11 protein-coding genes are annotated in these 13,981 nt (G+C 38.1%); 6 read left to right on the plus strand and 5 right to left on the minus strand.

The features are described 5' to 3' along the window. Window positions 1-88: 88 nt before the first annotated feature. Both IEX65_RS23850 and IEX65_RS23855 read right to left on the minus strand, forming a co-directional pair. A complete protein-coding gene (locus IEX65_RS23850) occupies window positions 89-1,378 on the minus strand; it encodes a flavin-containing monooxygenase (RefSeq protein ID WP_188770129.1) in 1,290 nt (429 codons plus the stop codon). A gap of 36 nt (window positions 1,379-1,414) precedes the next feature. After that, entirely contained in the window at window positions 1,415-2,257 is an 843-nt protein-coding gene (locus IEX65_RS23855) for an SGNH/GDSL hydrolase family protein (RefSeq protein ID WP_188770131.1), read from the minus strand. Between the two features lie 212 nt (window positions 2,258-2,469). Here IEX65_RS23855 and IEX65_RS23860 point away from each other — a divergent pair, with 212 nt between their 5' ends. Both IEX65_RS23860 and IEX65_RS23865 read left to right on the plus strand, forming a co-directional pair. After that, window positions 2,470-4,365 carry a sensor histidine kinase gene (locus tag IEX65_RS23860; RefSeq protein ID WP_188770134.1) on the plus strand — a complete coding sequence of 632 codons (1,896 nt, stop codon included), beginning with the start codon at window positions 2,470-2,472 and terminating at the stop codon, window positions 4,363-4,365. Window positions 4,366-4,377: 12 nt separating this feature from the next. Next, window positions 4,378-5,061: a response regulator transcription factor gene (locus IEX65_RS23865; protein ID WP_188770135.1), complete on the plus strand. Its 684-nt coding sequence runs from the start codon at window positions 4,378-4,380 to the stop codon at window positions 5,059-5,061. A 77-nt stretch (window positions 5,062-5,138) separates the two neighbouring features. Here the strand turns inward: IEX65_RS23865 and IEX65_RS23870 are convergent, their stop codons facing one another. Further along, window positions 5,139-5,612: a DUF4293 domain-containing protein gene (locus IEX65_RS23870; protein WP_188770137.1), complete on the minus strand. Its 474-nt coding sequence runs from the start codon at window positions 5,610-5,612 to the stop codon at window positions 5,139-5,141. A gap of 94 nt (window positions 5,613-5,706) precedes the next feature. Next, on the minus strand, window positions 5,707-6,207 hold the full coding sequence (locus tag IEX65_RS23875) for a cupin domain-containing protein (RefSeq protein WP_188770139.1): 501 nt from the start codon (window positions 6,205-6,207) through the stop codon (window positions 5,707-5,709). 213 nt (window positions 6,208-6,420) lie between these two features. Between IEX65_RS23875 and gldG the strand changes: the two genes are divergently transcribed. The 4 genes from gldG (at window position 6,421) to IEX65_RS23895 (ending at window position 12,720) form a co-directional block, all read left to right on the plus strand. Further along, window positions 6,421-8,097, plus strand: a complete 1,677-nt coding sequence (gene gldG, locus IEX65_RS23880; protein WP_188770141.1) for a gliding motility-associated ABC transporter substrate-binding protein GldG — start codon at window positions 6,421-6,423, stop codon at window positions 8,095-8,097. 403 nt (window positions 8,098-8,500) lie between these two features. Then, window positions 8,501-9,424: a helix-turn-helix domain-containing protein gene (locus IEX65_RS23885; protein ID WP_188770143.1), complete on the plus strand. Its 924-nt coding sequence runs from the start codon at window positions 8,501-8,503 to the stop codon at window positions 9,422-9,424. A gap of 173 nt (window positions 9,425-9,597) precedes the next feature. After that, window positions 9,598-10,656, plus strand: a complete 1,059-nt coding sequence (locus IEX65_RS23890; protein ID WP_188770145.1) for a S66 peptidase family protein — start codon at window positions 9,598-9,600, stop codon at window positions 10,654-10,656. 78 nt (window positions 10,657-10,734) lie between these two features. Beyond that, window positions 10,735-12,720, plus strand: coding sequence for a sugar phosphate isomerase/epimerase family protein (locus IEX65_RS23895; protein ID WP_188770147.1), 1,986 nt, complete (start codon window positions 10,735-10,737; stop codon window positions 12,718-12,720). Here IEX65_RS23895 and IEX65_RS23900 read toward each other — a convergent pair whose 3' ends face one another. Then, on the minus strand, window positions 12,721-13,866 hold the full coding sequence (locus tag IEX65_RS23900; RefSeq protein WP_188770149.1) for a sialidase family protein: 1,146 nt from the start codon (window positions 13,864-13,866) through the stop codon (window positions 12,721-12,723). Window positions 13,867-13,981: the final 115 nt, after the last annotated feature.

Consider the following 13,981-nt stretch of genomic DNA (forward strand, 5'->3'; position numbering starts at 1 on the left):
ATTAATAATTGAAAATGGATAATTGAGAATTATTTCACTTTACATTTTATTGGAGCCTCTTTTCTACTCGAAAAGAGGCTTTTTAAACTTATCGCTTCATTTCTTTCTCAATACTTTCTTTATAAGTAAAAAAATCAACTTGAAGTGTGTGTCGAGGAGTTTGTTTGTAGCGTTTAGCGAGTTTCTGTTTATCTTCATCTATAGATTTTAGCATTACCTCTTTTGATGGCAATTTACTTTCTCCTTTGATGATTTTAGCAATCCATTTCGCCTGAATTTCAGCCAAAGGCATGATTGCCCCCAAAGGCTGAATCAAAGCCAAAAAGAACAAGTTTTTGTAGTCGGGGTGAATGACCTTTTTGTAAAGTCGAATATCGTTGGTTTCTTCTACATCAAACTGGGCGTAATGTTTCAAGAATGGAAACGTGACTTTATAGCCCGTTGCATAAATAATCATGTCAAAATCTTGCTCTGTTCCATCTTCAAAAACTACTGTTTTTTCTCTAAATTCTTTGATATTTGGCTTGAATTTTATCAAACCTCGCCCCGAAAGGTTTAGTAAATCTTGCGAAAGCGTTGGGTGTTCGCTCAAAACAGGTCGATTAGGTTTCGGTACTCCATAATCTTCTTGTTTGCCACGAGCCAGCCAAAGTGTTGTTTTGAATAAGAATCGTTGTAACCAAAACGGTAGTTTAGCGGTCAGCGGATTGGCCAAATTATCGAAAGGAATACTCCAAATCCAGTTGGGTGTAATATAAGCACCACTTCGGGTCGAAATTACGACTTTTCCTGTGTGCAGGCGAGCAGCTTCGCAAGCAATGTCAACGGCTGAATTTCCAATACCTACAATTAGCACGTCTTTATCTTGCACTTGCTCGGCTTCACGGTAATAATGCGAATGTAGGATTTCACCAGTAAATTCCCCCTTGAAAGCAGGAGTTGGAAAACGTGGATTCCAATGGTGTCCGTTTGCTACAATAACATACTGATAATCAAAAGATTGGCGATTGTCGAGCGTGACGTTATAACTGCCGTCAGCATTTCTTACAACATCAACAACTGAGGTATTAAAAGTGATATGTTCACGTAATTTGAAATGCTCAACGTAATTTTCAAAATACTCAATTATGTCAGAATGGTGCGGAAACATCGGATAATCATCGGGCATTGGAAAGTCGGAGTAGGCCATCACGACACGGTTAGTGTTAATATGCAGACTTCGATAAGCCGATGATAGGCCGTTATCGTTGTTGAATCGCCAAACACCTCCAATTTTTGAGCCTTTTTCAAAGCAATCGAATGAAATTCCTTTTTCTTTTAGGGCTTTTGCGGCAGTAATTCCAGAAGAACCAGCCCCAATGATACACACTTGTTTCATAGCAGTTTGAGAGTAGAATATATTGTTAGTAATTTTTCAAGATTGAATACTCGCCATCACCAAATCACGAATCATCCCGCCAGCGATTGAGTTTTGATGTAGGTTGTCAGGCGTGAGTTGAAAGCCGTGTTTGGCAGAAATTTCGTCCCAGCTTTTCCCTAACAAGTAATAGCTGATTACTGAATAATTAAGAAGTTTATAAGTTTCTTCAAAAGTATGCTTTAAGGGTTGTGGATTTTTCTGCAAAAACTCCTTTTGTTTTTCTCTGACTGGTAAATAAATGAGTTGTGCATCGGAGGCGAGTTGCTTCACAAATTCGCTATATTTATCTGCCTTCTGATTAGCTTCGTGAGCTAAGTCTTCACCCATGACTGGCAAAGACATTACTGCGATTTTTGCCTGAGTTTTAGCTTTTAATTGACGAATAATTTCGATATAATTCTTCTTAAAATCTTCGAAGTTAGGTGAAGTATCTTTGCTTATTCTTCCTAAATCTTGGCAACGTTTTTCCATTACCTTACTCATTGTTGAATTTACATCATTCGTACCAATCAGAATAGTGATAAAATTGGGCTTGCAGGCAACCACATCATCAATTCGGCGGAGCAAAGTATATGTCAAATCGGAGTTTATTCCTGCATTAAAAACCTGATAGCCAGTTAGCTGAGAACTTAAATCATTCACCCAATTATAGCTCACATTGCCATGCGTATTGCTATCGCCAAAACACACCAAGACTTTTTTAGAAGCATCAATCTGTTGCCTATTTTTGGCGTTTGGATAGTTTTCTGGTATATGTTTCGATATTTTTCGGTATAACCAAGCGTAGATAAGCCCAAGAATTAAGACGATACAAAGAATTATAATGAGAAAAGACATTTTGTAGGGTAGGTTTTGTTGAGATTTATGTAAAGTTAGTAAATTGTTTGGTGTTAAAAAGTGTTAAATAAACCATAATTTTGATTTTATGGCGTTAATTTCGTGAGATAATTAAAATAGTCCACAGTCGATGGTCAACAGTCGACAGCATTTGAAAATGATAAAACAAGAAATAATAATCTTGAAATCTTAAAAATCGCTTTAATCCTGTCATGAATTTTCGTAATATCATTGTTGTCATGTTGCTTGCTCTGTTGGGTCTGATGGCCTTTCAGTGGTATTGGATTGAAAATGCGATTGCCGTAAAAAAAGAACAGTTTGACCGTGATGTGAACGATGCCATGCTGGCGACTGTCAAAAAAATTGAAAAGCAAGAGGTTATTTTCTTGGCAAATCAGCAAATGAAAGCCCAAGAACAGCAAAAGCTCTTAGCCATAACACAACATAAAATTCGTCCAAAAAGAAAGCCAAAACCCGCTACTCAGGAGCCACAAACTCAAACAGAAGAAGTGGTAGTAAATGTTGAAAGTCCTGAAAAAGAAAACCACAGAGTAGTGCTTTTACCCAAAGGCATGAGCAATCAAACGATAACAATTGCTCCATCGGATATTTTTTGGGCAGAACCAACTTTCGAGATTCCTGAACGCCAAATGGGCTTGATAAAAGATATGCTCGAAGAGCAAAACTTGGCTTGGGAGGAACTCACACAACCTACTCGCTCATTGCTGATGCGTCAGCGTAGTGTAGAAGATTTGGTTAGCGAAATCAATCGTCAGGTTATACAATTAAGTCGTAATCGACGAAATCGAGAACCTAATAATCTCAGAGTAAATATTGAAAATCAACAGGGCATAGTTACTTATAAATACTTTTACGATAACTCACAAGCAGCAGATTCGCTAAAATTTACAGCAAAAACATACAATAAAGTAGATAGACCAATTGAAATTAAGCGGAAAAGTCAAGAAAAAGATTTTAATACCAATTTTGAACGAACACAAAATAAAGCCGAACTTGTAAAGAATGTCTTGACTGATGTTATTCACGGAAGCCGAGATATTTATGAGCGTCTCGACCGCCAAACGCTTGATACTTTACTCAAAAAAGAACTCCGAAGCAGAGGCATTTCAATTCCGTATCAGTATGGTGTGAAAAATAGTTCAAACATGATTTTCTCTTCGTTTGCGGTCAATTATACGCCAGAATTACTCAAAAAAGCCTATAAAGTGCTACTTTTTCCGAATGATTTACAGCCACAAAATCATTTTCTGTACGTTTATTTCCCTGATACACAGGGCTTTATCTTGCGTAATATGTGGTCGGTTTTTTTGAGTTCGATACTTTTGTTTTTGGCAGTTGGAGGCGTGTTTTATAGCTCGATAAGTACGATGTTGAAGCAAAAGAAATTGGCTGATATTAAGAATGATTTCATCAATAATATGACGCACGAATTTAAGACGCCAATTTCAACGATTTCGTTGGCTGTGGAAGTAATGAAAGACAGCGACGTGAAAAAAGATAGTGGTAAAATGAACCGTTATCTGAATATCATTCAAGATGAGAATCGCCGACTGGGTACGCAAGTGGAGAAAGTGTTGCAAATGGCTTTACTCGATAAAGGTGAAGTGAAACTAAGACTCGATAGTGTTGATATTCATGAAACTATCGAGCAGGTGCTGACAAATTTAAGTGTGCAAATCGAGCAGAAAAACGGCATCGTCAACCTCGAACTCGAAGCCGATAATTCAGAAATCGTAGCCGATGAAGTACACTTGACTAATATTATCTATAATTTGCTCGATAACGCCAATAAATATTCGCCCGAAAATCCAGAAATAACGATTCGCACCGAAAATGTGGGTAATTTGTTGAAAATCAGCATTTCCGATAAAGGAATCGGCATGACAAAAGACCAAGTGGCTCGCATTTTTGAACGCTTCTACCGAGTTCCGACTGGAAACTTACACGATGTAAAAGGTTTTGGTTTGGGACTTAGTTATGTCAAGAAAATGGTAGAACTGCATAATGGACAAATATTTGTGGAAAGTAAGCTGGGCGAAGGTAGTAAGTTTGAAATTATATTTAGTCCTTCGACTGCAAGGGCTTAAAAAATAAAAAATATGGCAAAAATCCTTTTAACCGAAGACGATCCAAATTTGGGAATGTTGCTTCAAGAATACCTCCAAGCTAAAGGTTTTACGACTGATTTGGCTAAAAATGGCGAAGAAGGACTCAAGTTTTTCTTGGAGCGTGGTGGCTACGATATGTGCATCTTAGATGTGATGATGCCGAAAAAAGATGGTTTTTCGTTGGCCAAAGAAATCAGAATGAAAGACAAAGATATTCCTGTGATATTCCTGACGGCTAAATCAATGAAAGAAGATACGATTCAAGGCTTTAAGGTGGGGGCCGACGATTATATCACGAAGCCATTTAGTATGGAAGAATTATTGATGCGAATGAAGGCGATTTTGCGAAGAATTAATAAACAAGAGCCTGATATTCAAGTAAATAACTTCAAAGTTGGTGCTTATGAATTTGATGCCCAAACCAATAGTTTGAGTTTCAATAATTCACAAAATAAACTCACAACCAAGGAATCAGAGTTGTTGAAATTGCTTTGTCAAAATAAAAACCAATCGGTGAGTCGTAGTTTTGCCTTAAAACTCATTTGGGGCGATGATAGCTACTTCAATGCCCGCAGCATGGATGTTTATATTACGAAACTAAGAAAGCACCTCAAAGAAGACCCTTCGCTACAAATCATGAATATGCACGGCGAAGGTTTTAAGTTGATTTGCTAAAAAAATGTGGTCCAGCATTACAAATGCTGGACCACAAAAACTATCTATTGACCATCGACTGGCGTCTGTGGACTAACTTATCTCATTCTATCAGCATCTTTCACCATCTTGTCGTCACGACGGATGAGGCGATTGGCTACCCAGTTTAATGCTAATGCCAAAAATGCACCCCAAAAACTCAAACCAAACTCACCTTGATTTTCGGGAGCGAAAATTTTGTTGGCATCCATCTGAATATGATAAACCGTTGCACCCAATAAAGCTGCACCAACCAACGAATTAAGCGAAACCAACAACATCTGGCGTACACGATTTTTGAATTGGAAGATTGTAAAAATCGCTAATCCTGCTGAAAGAACAGCTAAAACTGCTAAATAATATACAGGCGTATTTTTTACGATTGAGCCAGCTTTTACATAAGAAAGCGTGTAAGCACTCAATGAAATTGATTCTGTACTTACGGCTTTGTGCCAGATTTGTGGCGTTCCGAGAAAGAAAACCATACAAACAGCAACAAGTAATAATAACAATGATTGCGGACGTTGTAACATCTTGATAAATAATTTATTATTTGAAAATATTCTGCAAAAATACTAATTCTATCATTCAGTTCCACTGTGGCACTCATTCATTTATTCAAAATTATTAATGCGTAAGCATCCTGATAATAGTTTCGTGTTGCGGAAATTCCTGTAAAAGTGTTTGTCGGTCGGGCATTTCAAAATCGGCAAAATCAAAGCCTGGGGCAACCGTGCAGCCAACCAAAGAATACGAGTTTTCAACGGCTGGTTTACTACCAAACCAAACGCCAGCTGGTACAACTGCTTGAAAAACTTCGCCTTTTTCGGGGTTATTTCCAAGTTTTATGATTTGCATATTTTCCTCATTATCAATATAATAGACATTCAGAGCATCGCCTGCGTAGAAATGCCACATTTCGTCAGATTGAATGCGGTGAAATGCCGAAAAATGATGACTTTCCAACAAAAAATAAATACCTGTGCTGAAATTTCTATCACCCGAAAATCGTTTAGGAAGAGAGTTTTTGTCAATCAGTTCGGTCGAACGATAAGTTTCGGCAAAAAATCCACCTTCGGGATGGCTTTGCATTTTTAATTTTTCGACCCAATATTTGGCAGGAAACATAGAAAAAGCAGGAATTAAGGAATGAATGTTTTATTTTTGAGCAAAATTACTTTTACAAGGCACAGAGTAACAAAGTTACAAAGGCACCAAGTAATAAAGGCATAAAGATACAGAGGTGTTTATAAAGTAAATACTTTATCTGACTAAATCAGGTATCTATTTTTTTCTATGTGCCTTTGCCACTGTGTGCCTATGTGCCTAAATAATTAAATAATGAAAAATAAATTTGTCGTAGCTCTGCTGATTATTGGCGGAATCGTTTTACTCAATATTGCCGCTTCTTTTGTTTTCTTTCGCCTCGACCTCACCGAAGAAAAACGTTATTCGTTGTCGGATGCCACTCAAAGTTTGCTCGAAAACCTTTCTGCCGAAGATTCGACCGATGTTTTCGTGAAAGTTTACTTAGACGGCGAAGAACTTCCCGGTGGTTTTGAACGCCTAAAACGTGCCGTTACCGAAACCCTCGAAGAATTTAAGGTTTACGGTGGCACAAATATCAACTATAAGTTCATCAACCCAAATGCCGAAACCGATAAAAAGAAACGTGAAGAATTTTATGTAGAATTGGCAAAAAAAGGCATGAATCCGACACGGGTAGTTGATACTAAAAATGGTCGTCAAATCGAAAATATCATTTTTCCTTATGCCCTCGTGAGTGCGGGTGGCTACGAAGTGCCAGTTTTATTGCTAAAAGGTACACAAGGCAAAACTGCCGAAGAAAAACTCAATCAATCGAATGAAAATGTAGAATATGAACTGGCAACGGCAATTCGTAAACTTACCTTGAAAGAACGCAAGAAAATTGGTTTATTAGCTGAGTTTACCAAACTAAAACCGCTTAACTTTTCTGATTTAATTGCTTCATTACAAGAGCGTTATGATTTATTTATTATCAATGCTAAAAGCTCTCCGACCTTTCAAGGGCTCGATGCCGTGATTTTGCCAAAACCCGATTTCCCTGTTGATGATAGTACCAAATATAAAATCGATCAGTTTGTGATGAGTGGCGGAAGTGCCTTGTTTTTTGTTGATGGTTTGAAAGTCGATTCGGTTGGACTGGAAGGCAATTTCGCTCAACCTTTAGAACTCAATCTGACCGATTTGTTTTTTAAATACGGTGTAAGAATCAACTCAAACATCATCAAAGATGGTGCAAGTTGTGCTGTGATTCCGTTGGTTGTGGGAGATTTGGGCGATAAACCCAACATTCAACCCGTTCCTTACCGATATTTTCCGTTAATAAATAATTTCGGTAAAAGCCTCATTACCAATAATTTAGATTTGGTTTTCAGTAGGTACGTAGCTTCGATTGATACCGTTCGAGCAGATGGCGTGAAGAAAACCCCGCTTTTGATGACTTCGCCCTATACAAAAACACTGAATGCTCCCGCTTTTGTGACTTTCAATGATGCTCAAACTGATACCGAACAGACTGAATATCAAGGCGGTGTAAAAACGATTGCGTATTTGCTCGAAGGAAAATTTCAGTCGCTATATAAAAATCGTTTATTACCCAACGACCCAAAATTTGCCGATTTCAAGGCTGAAAGTCAGCCAACAAAAATTATTGTATGCTCGGATGGAGATTTAATTGTGAACGAAGTGAGCCAGAAAACAGGCAATCCTTTGCCATTGGGCTACGACAAAGCGACCCAACACACATTTGGTAATAAAGACTTTGTGATGAACGCCATTGATTATTTGATTGATGAAGATGGCGTGATTCAGGCCAAAGGAAAAGAAGTAAAATTACGTCCGCTTGATAAACTTCGCACCCGTGATGAGCGAACTTTCTGGCAAATTCTCAATATTGGTTTACCAGTTGCGTTGGTTTTAATATTTGGGTTTATTCTTCAATGGGCAAGACGCCGCAATTATGGCACCACTTAATTATAATCTAATTGGTTGATTATAAGAGAGTAACAAGACCGTATAATAAAATTTTTTCTAAGCAAAAATACTTATTCATTTTCTTGGAAACGTACAAATTAAAAAATTAAAATTTGAACAAAACACATAAAACGTTGTACAAAAAAAGGCTCTTTTTGAGCCTTTTTTTGTACAAAATAGCGGAATTTTACCAGTTTGAACAATAAATGTGGTATTAAATAAGTTTATATAAAATTAGATTTTTTTTAGAAAAATGGTCTTATATTTGCAAAAGTGTATGACGAAATGAACATTTTATTTTATTTTTGTGTTAAAAAAAAATATTGGAATTATTAGATTTGTCCAAATTTGTTAATACATTGCACTTTATATTCTAAGCAAAACTGAAAAACATTCTTTCACGATGGAAGACTACAATAAAATAATCGAATCTCTTGGCGTAAAATTCGCTAAGGCACGTCACATCAGAATCTTACAAACAATTAAGATTAAAAACGTATATGACGTAGAAAACACCATTCTTGTATTATATAATGGTGAAGTGAAACTTGCTGGTAACGAAGAAAAAGTAGAGCCAGGCGATTTGCTTTTTATTCCGGGTGGAAAAGCCGCAACGCTAACCTACGGAACGGGCGAACCGAAAAATATCTCTTATGAAGAGTTTATGACTCGTCGTGAAAGCTATTGGGAAACTTTAACTGACCCTTCAACAATAGGGCAAGTGCCAAACTCATTTGGTTTGATTGCCTTTGAAGCAAAAGTTTTCGACTCGGTAAACTTCTTTACTTCGTTGGATATTCCTCCGTTTTTTATAAAGGCTCACAGCAAACTTGGCTCGTTGATTCATGATATTTTGAAGGAAGATTGCTCGGACGAGGCAGGTCGTGGCCGTGTGATTAGAAACAAAACAGAAGAAATCGTTATCGAAATCGTGCGTCATATCTTGAAAAACAGAATGTTTGTGGAGCAATTGGCCACTAACAGTACTTATTTCAAAGACCCACGTTTGATTGATATTTTCACATACATCAAAAATAGTCTTCCAGGCGATTTATCGAACAAACAATTGGCAAATGTTGCCAATGTTTCGGAAGATTACGTTGGCCAATACTTCAAGATGCTAACGGGTATCAACCCACAAGACTACATCGAATACCAACGCATGGAAGCAGCCGTAACACTTTTGCGTACGTCGAAGAAAAGTATTCGTGCCATTGGGCATGAGGTTGGTTATAAAGATACCGCATATTTCTGCCGTCGTTTCAAGATGATGTTCGGAATTCCAGCAGGAAAAATGCGTAGAAGAGAATCTTTAATGATTGGTTAATATTTTATCAGCCTGTCGCAATTAATACTTCATAAAGCAAAGCCGCTCGTGTATAATGAGCGGCTTTTTTGTTGAAAATAATGGCCAAATACAATTAAATAGTCCATTTTTTAATATTTTTGGAAAAACTCTCGTAAATTCGTTTTCATGATTTTACCGAAATAACTCAGCCGATGTCCTCTAAGAAAACGTCAGAAAATTCTCGTCGAAACTTTTTAAGTGCTTCATTATTAGCCACTTTTGGTCTAACAAACCTTAACTTTGTCGCTAAAAATGATAACCTAAAAACTATCAAACCTGCGGCTCTCAAAAGAGGTGATATCATTGGTTTGGTTTGTCCTGCTTATTCGGCATTTATCAAAGAAGAGGTAACTATTGCCGTAGAAGGTTTACAAACTATGGGCTTTAAGGTAGTCTTAGGAAAACATGTTTTCGACCGATACGGAAATCTCGCAGGAAAAGACGAAGACCGTGCTGCTGACATCAATGAGATGTTTGCCAACAAAAGCGTTAATGCCATTATGGCTATGCACGGTGGTTGGGGAAGTGCCAGAATTTTATCGTTGCTCAATTACGATACCATCAAGAATAATCCAAAAATATTTATCGGTTACAGCGATATAACTGCCCTATTATTAGGAATTTACAGCCAAACGGGCCTCGTAACATTTCATGGCCCAGTTGGTTCTTCTACATGGAATACTTTTACGGTCGATTATTTTAAAAATACATTGATTGATGGAAATACCACACGTATGAGTAATCCTGTGCGTAAAGGCGATGCTTTGGTGCAAATGGAAGACCGCATTTATACGATTTATGGTGGAAAAGCGAGTGGCAAACTCATTGGCGGAAATCTGACCGTGCTTTCGCATATTCTTGGCTCAATGTACGTTCCTGATTTCAAAGGAGCAATTCTATTCATCGAAGATGTGCAAGAGGATACTTACCGCATTGACCGTATGATGACACAACTTAAAATAACAGGAATTTTGAACCAACTGGCGGGTTTTGTGTTTGGGAAATGTACTGATTGTCCACCATCAAAAAACTACGGCTCACTAACGCTCGAAGATATTTTTGAAGACCATATCAAACCGCTCAAAATTCCAGCATTTTCGGGAGCTATGATTGGGCATATTAAAGATAAATTTACCGTTCCGATTGGCATTGAAGCCACCATGGATGCCGACGAAGGAACTATCAAACTCAGAGAATCAGCGGTTATCTAATGTGGAGCGAACATCCTTGTTCGCTTTGTCTAAAATTTTAACAAAAAAGACGAAATACAATTTCGTCCCACAATGAAAATGAAAACTAAACTCATTTCACTATTTATTTTATTCGGAATTTTTACAGCAAAAGCACAAAAATGGGAGCGAACTTCGAGCGAAGACGGTGCTATTCCACTTTCTTGGAAAACTACTCAACAAACTGCCTCACTTTCGGTCGATATTGACAAAGATGGCATCGAAGAATTTGTAATGGCGGGCCGTGGCCAAGTCACTTCGATTATCTACCTAAAGTTCGACCGTGCAATTGGATGGCGAGAATTTGCCGTTGAAAAAGAAGCTCTTCCTATCGAAACTGGCGGTACATTTTATGACATCGACAGCGATGGCGATAATGATTTGGTTTTCGGTGGCGATGCCCAAAGTAATAAAATTTGGTGGTGGGAAAACCCCGCTCCGTTTTTCAATCCAAATGTGCCGTGGCATCGTTATGAAATCAAAACCGATGGTGAAAATCAGCACCACGATATGGTTTTCGGAGATTTTAAGCAAACTAGCAAAGCTCAGTTGGCTTTTTGGAATCAAGGTGCAAAAACTTTGTTCGTAGCCAATATTCCGAGCGAAGTGCGTCGAGAAAAATGGATTTTTGAGCCAGTTTTTGTAGCTGATAAGGACACTAAAAACATCAAAGGCTGCGTAGCTGCCGATGTTGATGGTGATGGAAACAAGGATTTAGTAGCGGGAAATTACTGGTTTAAATACGTTGATGGAAAATTTAAACCCACAAAAGTTGGCGAAGAAGGAGGAAGAGTAGTAGCAGCCAAATTTAGAGCGGGCAAAAAAGTGCAACTTGTGTTTGCACCAAGCGATAGCAAAGGACGTTTGATGCTCTACGAATGCACAGGAAGTGCAGAAGTATCAGCCAACTGGAAAGGCCGTGATTTGATAGGCCGTGAACTCACACACGCTCACACACTCGAAGCAGCAGACATCAATGATGATGGTAATTTGGATATTCTATGTGCCGAAATGGTCAAGTGGGAAGAGAAGTTAACCACAGATAATAATCCAAATGCCGAAGCCTTCATTCTTTACGGTGATGGAAAAGGTGGTTTTACGAAAACTGTTTTTCAGACAGGGATTGATTTTCATGAAGGAAAAGCTACTGATATTGATGGCGATGGTGATTTAGATATTATCTCAAAATCATACATTTGGAAAACTCCAAGAGTAGAAATGTGGCTACAAAATGGTACTGGCGAACGCCAACCAAATATCAGCAAAGTTTTAAGCGACCGTATCGGACTGGAATTTTATAGTCTAAGAGATTATTTCAAAACCGATGTAAAAGGCACACTTGCTTATGTGAAAAGTCTCGGTATTATGGAAGTAGAAGTTGCGGGTACTTACGGCATGAAAACCGAAGATTTCAAGGCAGAACTTGACAAAGCAGGGCTAAAACCATATAGTACTTTGATGGATTATAATCTTTTCAAAGATAGCATCAGTAAAGTTGTGGCTACTTGTAAGGCTTTGGGTATCAAATACGCTGGTTGTGCTTGGATTCCTCACGTAAGCAATAAATTTGGTAAAGAAGATGCCGATAAAGCGATTAAAGTTTTCAATAAAGCTGGCGAAGCACTGGCAAAAGAAGGCATTAAGTTTTATTATCATTGTCACGGCTACGAATTTAAACCAACCGAAGAAGGTACACTTTTCGACTATATAGTGAAGCAAACCAACCCAAATAACGTAGGCTTTGAATGCGATGTTTATTGGGCTTTTCACGGAGGACAAGACCCTGCTCTTTTACTCAAAAAACACAAAGGCCGTTTTGTGGCTTTGCACATCAAAGATATGAAAAATGGCCAAGAAACTGGCGAACTTTCAGGCGGAACGCCATTGACCTCTGACGTAGCCGTTGGAACTGGACAATTAGATTTCAGAAAAATTTTACGAGCAGCCATTCAGACGGGCGTAAAATTCTATTACATCGAAGATGAAAACGAAGCCGTAAAAGAACATTTGCCAGTTTCGTTACGTTATTTGAGAAATTTAAAATAATCATCGCCATTTCACTGCCTTAAATACAATTTGAGCGTAGTTATTCTTTTCGTATAAAATTCCGATGTGGTTTTTATTCATTTTCACGATGTCGGAGTAAGCAGCAAAATCGTTTACTTTGGCATCGTTACTTTTTTCAATGACTTGTGTCCATGCCCAAGTTTTCCCTTCATCAAAACTAATTCTTAGCGTTAGGTTATCTCGATTTTGGGTGTCGGCAGCATTGCAGAAAGCTAAGATATGTTTGCCTTTTTTTATTCCCAGAGATAAAATACTTCCTTCACACACGGGGTCAGGCAGGTTTGAGTCGAAATAGGTTTTATCCCAAGTTTCGCCACCATTTTTGCTAATCGCTACTATTCGCTGACGAATATCCCCTTTCTGATTCCTCATATTCATCATCAATCCATTTTCAGAAATTTCAGTTGCTGTGGCTTCATTGCTTCCTGCAAGCTCAATGGTTTGACTCAAACGAAATGTCTTACCATGGTCGTCTGTAAAAAATCCGTGAGCAGCATAATCAGTAAATTGTTTCTGTGGCTCCCCCGCCGAGTGGTTGGCCGCAACGAATATTCTACCCTTATATTTTCCTGATTGAAACTGCATTGCGTGGCCAGGTGTATTGGCATACGACCGCCAATCTTCTTTGAAATGATACACCGTATTTGCTTGATTCGGTCGGTGAACTTGGCTTGTAATGTTCACACCTTCGCTCCAAGTTTTACCTCCATCAATCGAGGTTTTGTACCACACTTCCCGCAAGCCTTTGCCTTTTCTCACTTCATTTTCATGATTATTTCCTGTATTATAAAACAAAAACAAACGTCCTTTCGGAAAATTGGGGTCAGTAGCATCAAAAACAGGAGCAGGATTACCCGCTTGTAACGAATCATAATTGACAACGGTTGTTAGTTCGCTCCAAGTTTTGCCATTGTCGGTGCTACGTTTTAGTACAATGTTTATATCGCCAAAATCGCCACTTCCCTTTACCCGACCTTCGGCAAAAGCCAATAAATCACCGTTTGGAGTTTTGATAATGGCAGGAATTCTGTAAGATTTATGCCCCTCAGTTCCTGATACAAAAACGGGCGTTTGTGCCAATAATTGGTAGGAAGTGAGTAAAAATACGATGATTAATTTATACATAACAAGAGTGTCTATTGAGGTTGAATAAATTTCAAAATAACAAATTCTTGGGCATTTTTCTCGCTAATTTTCGGTTTATTGATTAAATAATTACCTTTGAGCAGCCTTACATTTC

The sequence above is a fragment of the Emticicia aquatilis genome (assembly GCF_014644295.1).
In the GTDB taxonomy this organism is placed as follows: domain Bacteria; phylum Bacteroidota; class Bacteroidia; order Cytophagales; family Spirosomataceae; genus Emticicia; species Emticicia aquatilis.

What these genes read in the sequence shown, in the direction of transcription:
- IEX65_RS23865 (WP_188770135.1), top strand. Translation starts at nt 4,378, where the DNA reads ATGGCAAAAATCCTTTTAACCGAAGACGATCCAAATTTGGGAATGTTG.
- IEX65_RS23870 (WP_188770137.1), bottom strand. Translation starts at nt 5,612, where the DNA reads ATGTTACAACGTCCGCAATCATTGTTATTATTACTTGTTGCTGTTTGT.
- IEX65_RS23875 (WP_188770139.1), bottom strand. Translation starts at nt 6,207, where the DNA reads ATGTTTCCTGCCAAATATTGGGTCGAAAAATTAAAAATGCAAAGCCAT.
- IEX65_RS23850 (WP_188770129.1), bottom strand. Translation starts at nt 1,378, where the DNA reads ATGAAACAAGTGTGTATCATTGGGGCTGGTTCTTCTGGAATTACTGCC.
- IEX65_RS23885 (WP_188770143.1), top strand. Translation starts at nt 8,501, where the DNA reads ATGGAAGACTACAATAAAATAATCGAATCTCTTGGCGTAAAATTCGCT.
- IEX65_RS23900 (WP_188770149.1), bottom strand. Translation starts at nt 13,866, where the DNA reads ATGTATAAATTAATCATCGTATTTTTACTCACTTCCTACCAATTATTG.
- IEX65_RS23895 (WP_188770147.1), top strand. Translation starts at nt 10,735, where the DNA reads ATGAAAACTAAACTCATTTCACTATTTATTTTATTCGGAATTTTTACA.
- gldG (WP_188770141.1), top strand. Translation starts at nt 6,421, where the DNA reads ATGAAAAATAAATTTGTCGTAGCTCTGCTGATTATTGGCGGAATCGTT.
- IEX65_RS23855 (WP_188770131.1), bottom strand. Translation starts at nt 2,257, where the DNA reads ATGTCTTTTCTCATTATAATTCTTTGTATCGTCTTAATTCTTGGGCTT.
- IEX65_RS23860 (WP_188770134.1), top strand. Translation starts at nt 2,470, where the DNA reads ATGAATTTTCGTAATATCATTGTTGTCATGTTGCTTGCTCTGTTGGGT.
- IEX65_RS23890 (WP_188770145.1), top strand. Translation starts at nt 9,598, where the DNA reads ATGTCCTCTAAGAAAACGTCAGAAAATTCTCGTCGAAACTTTTTAAGT.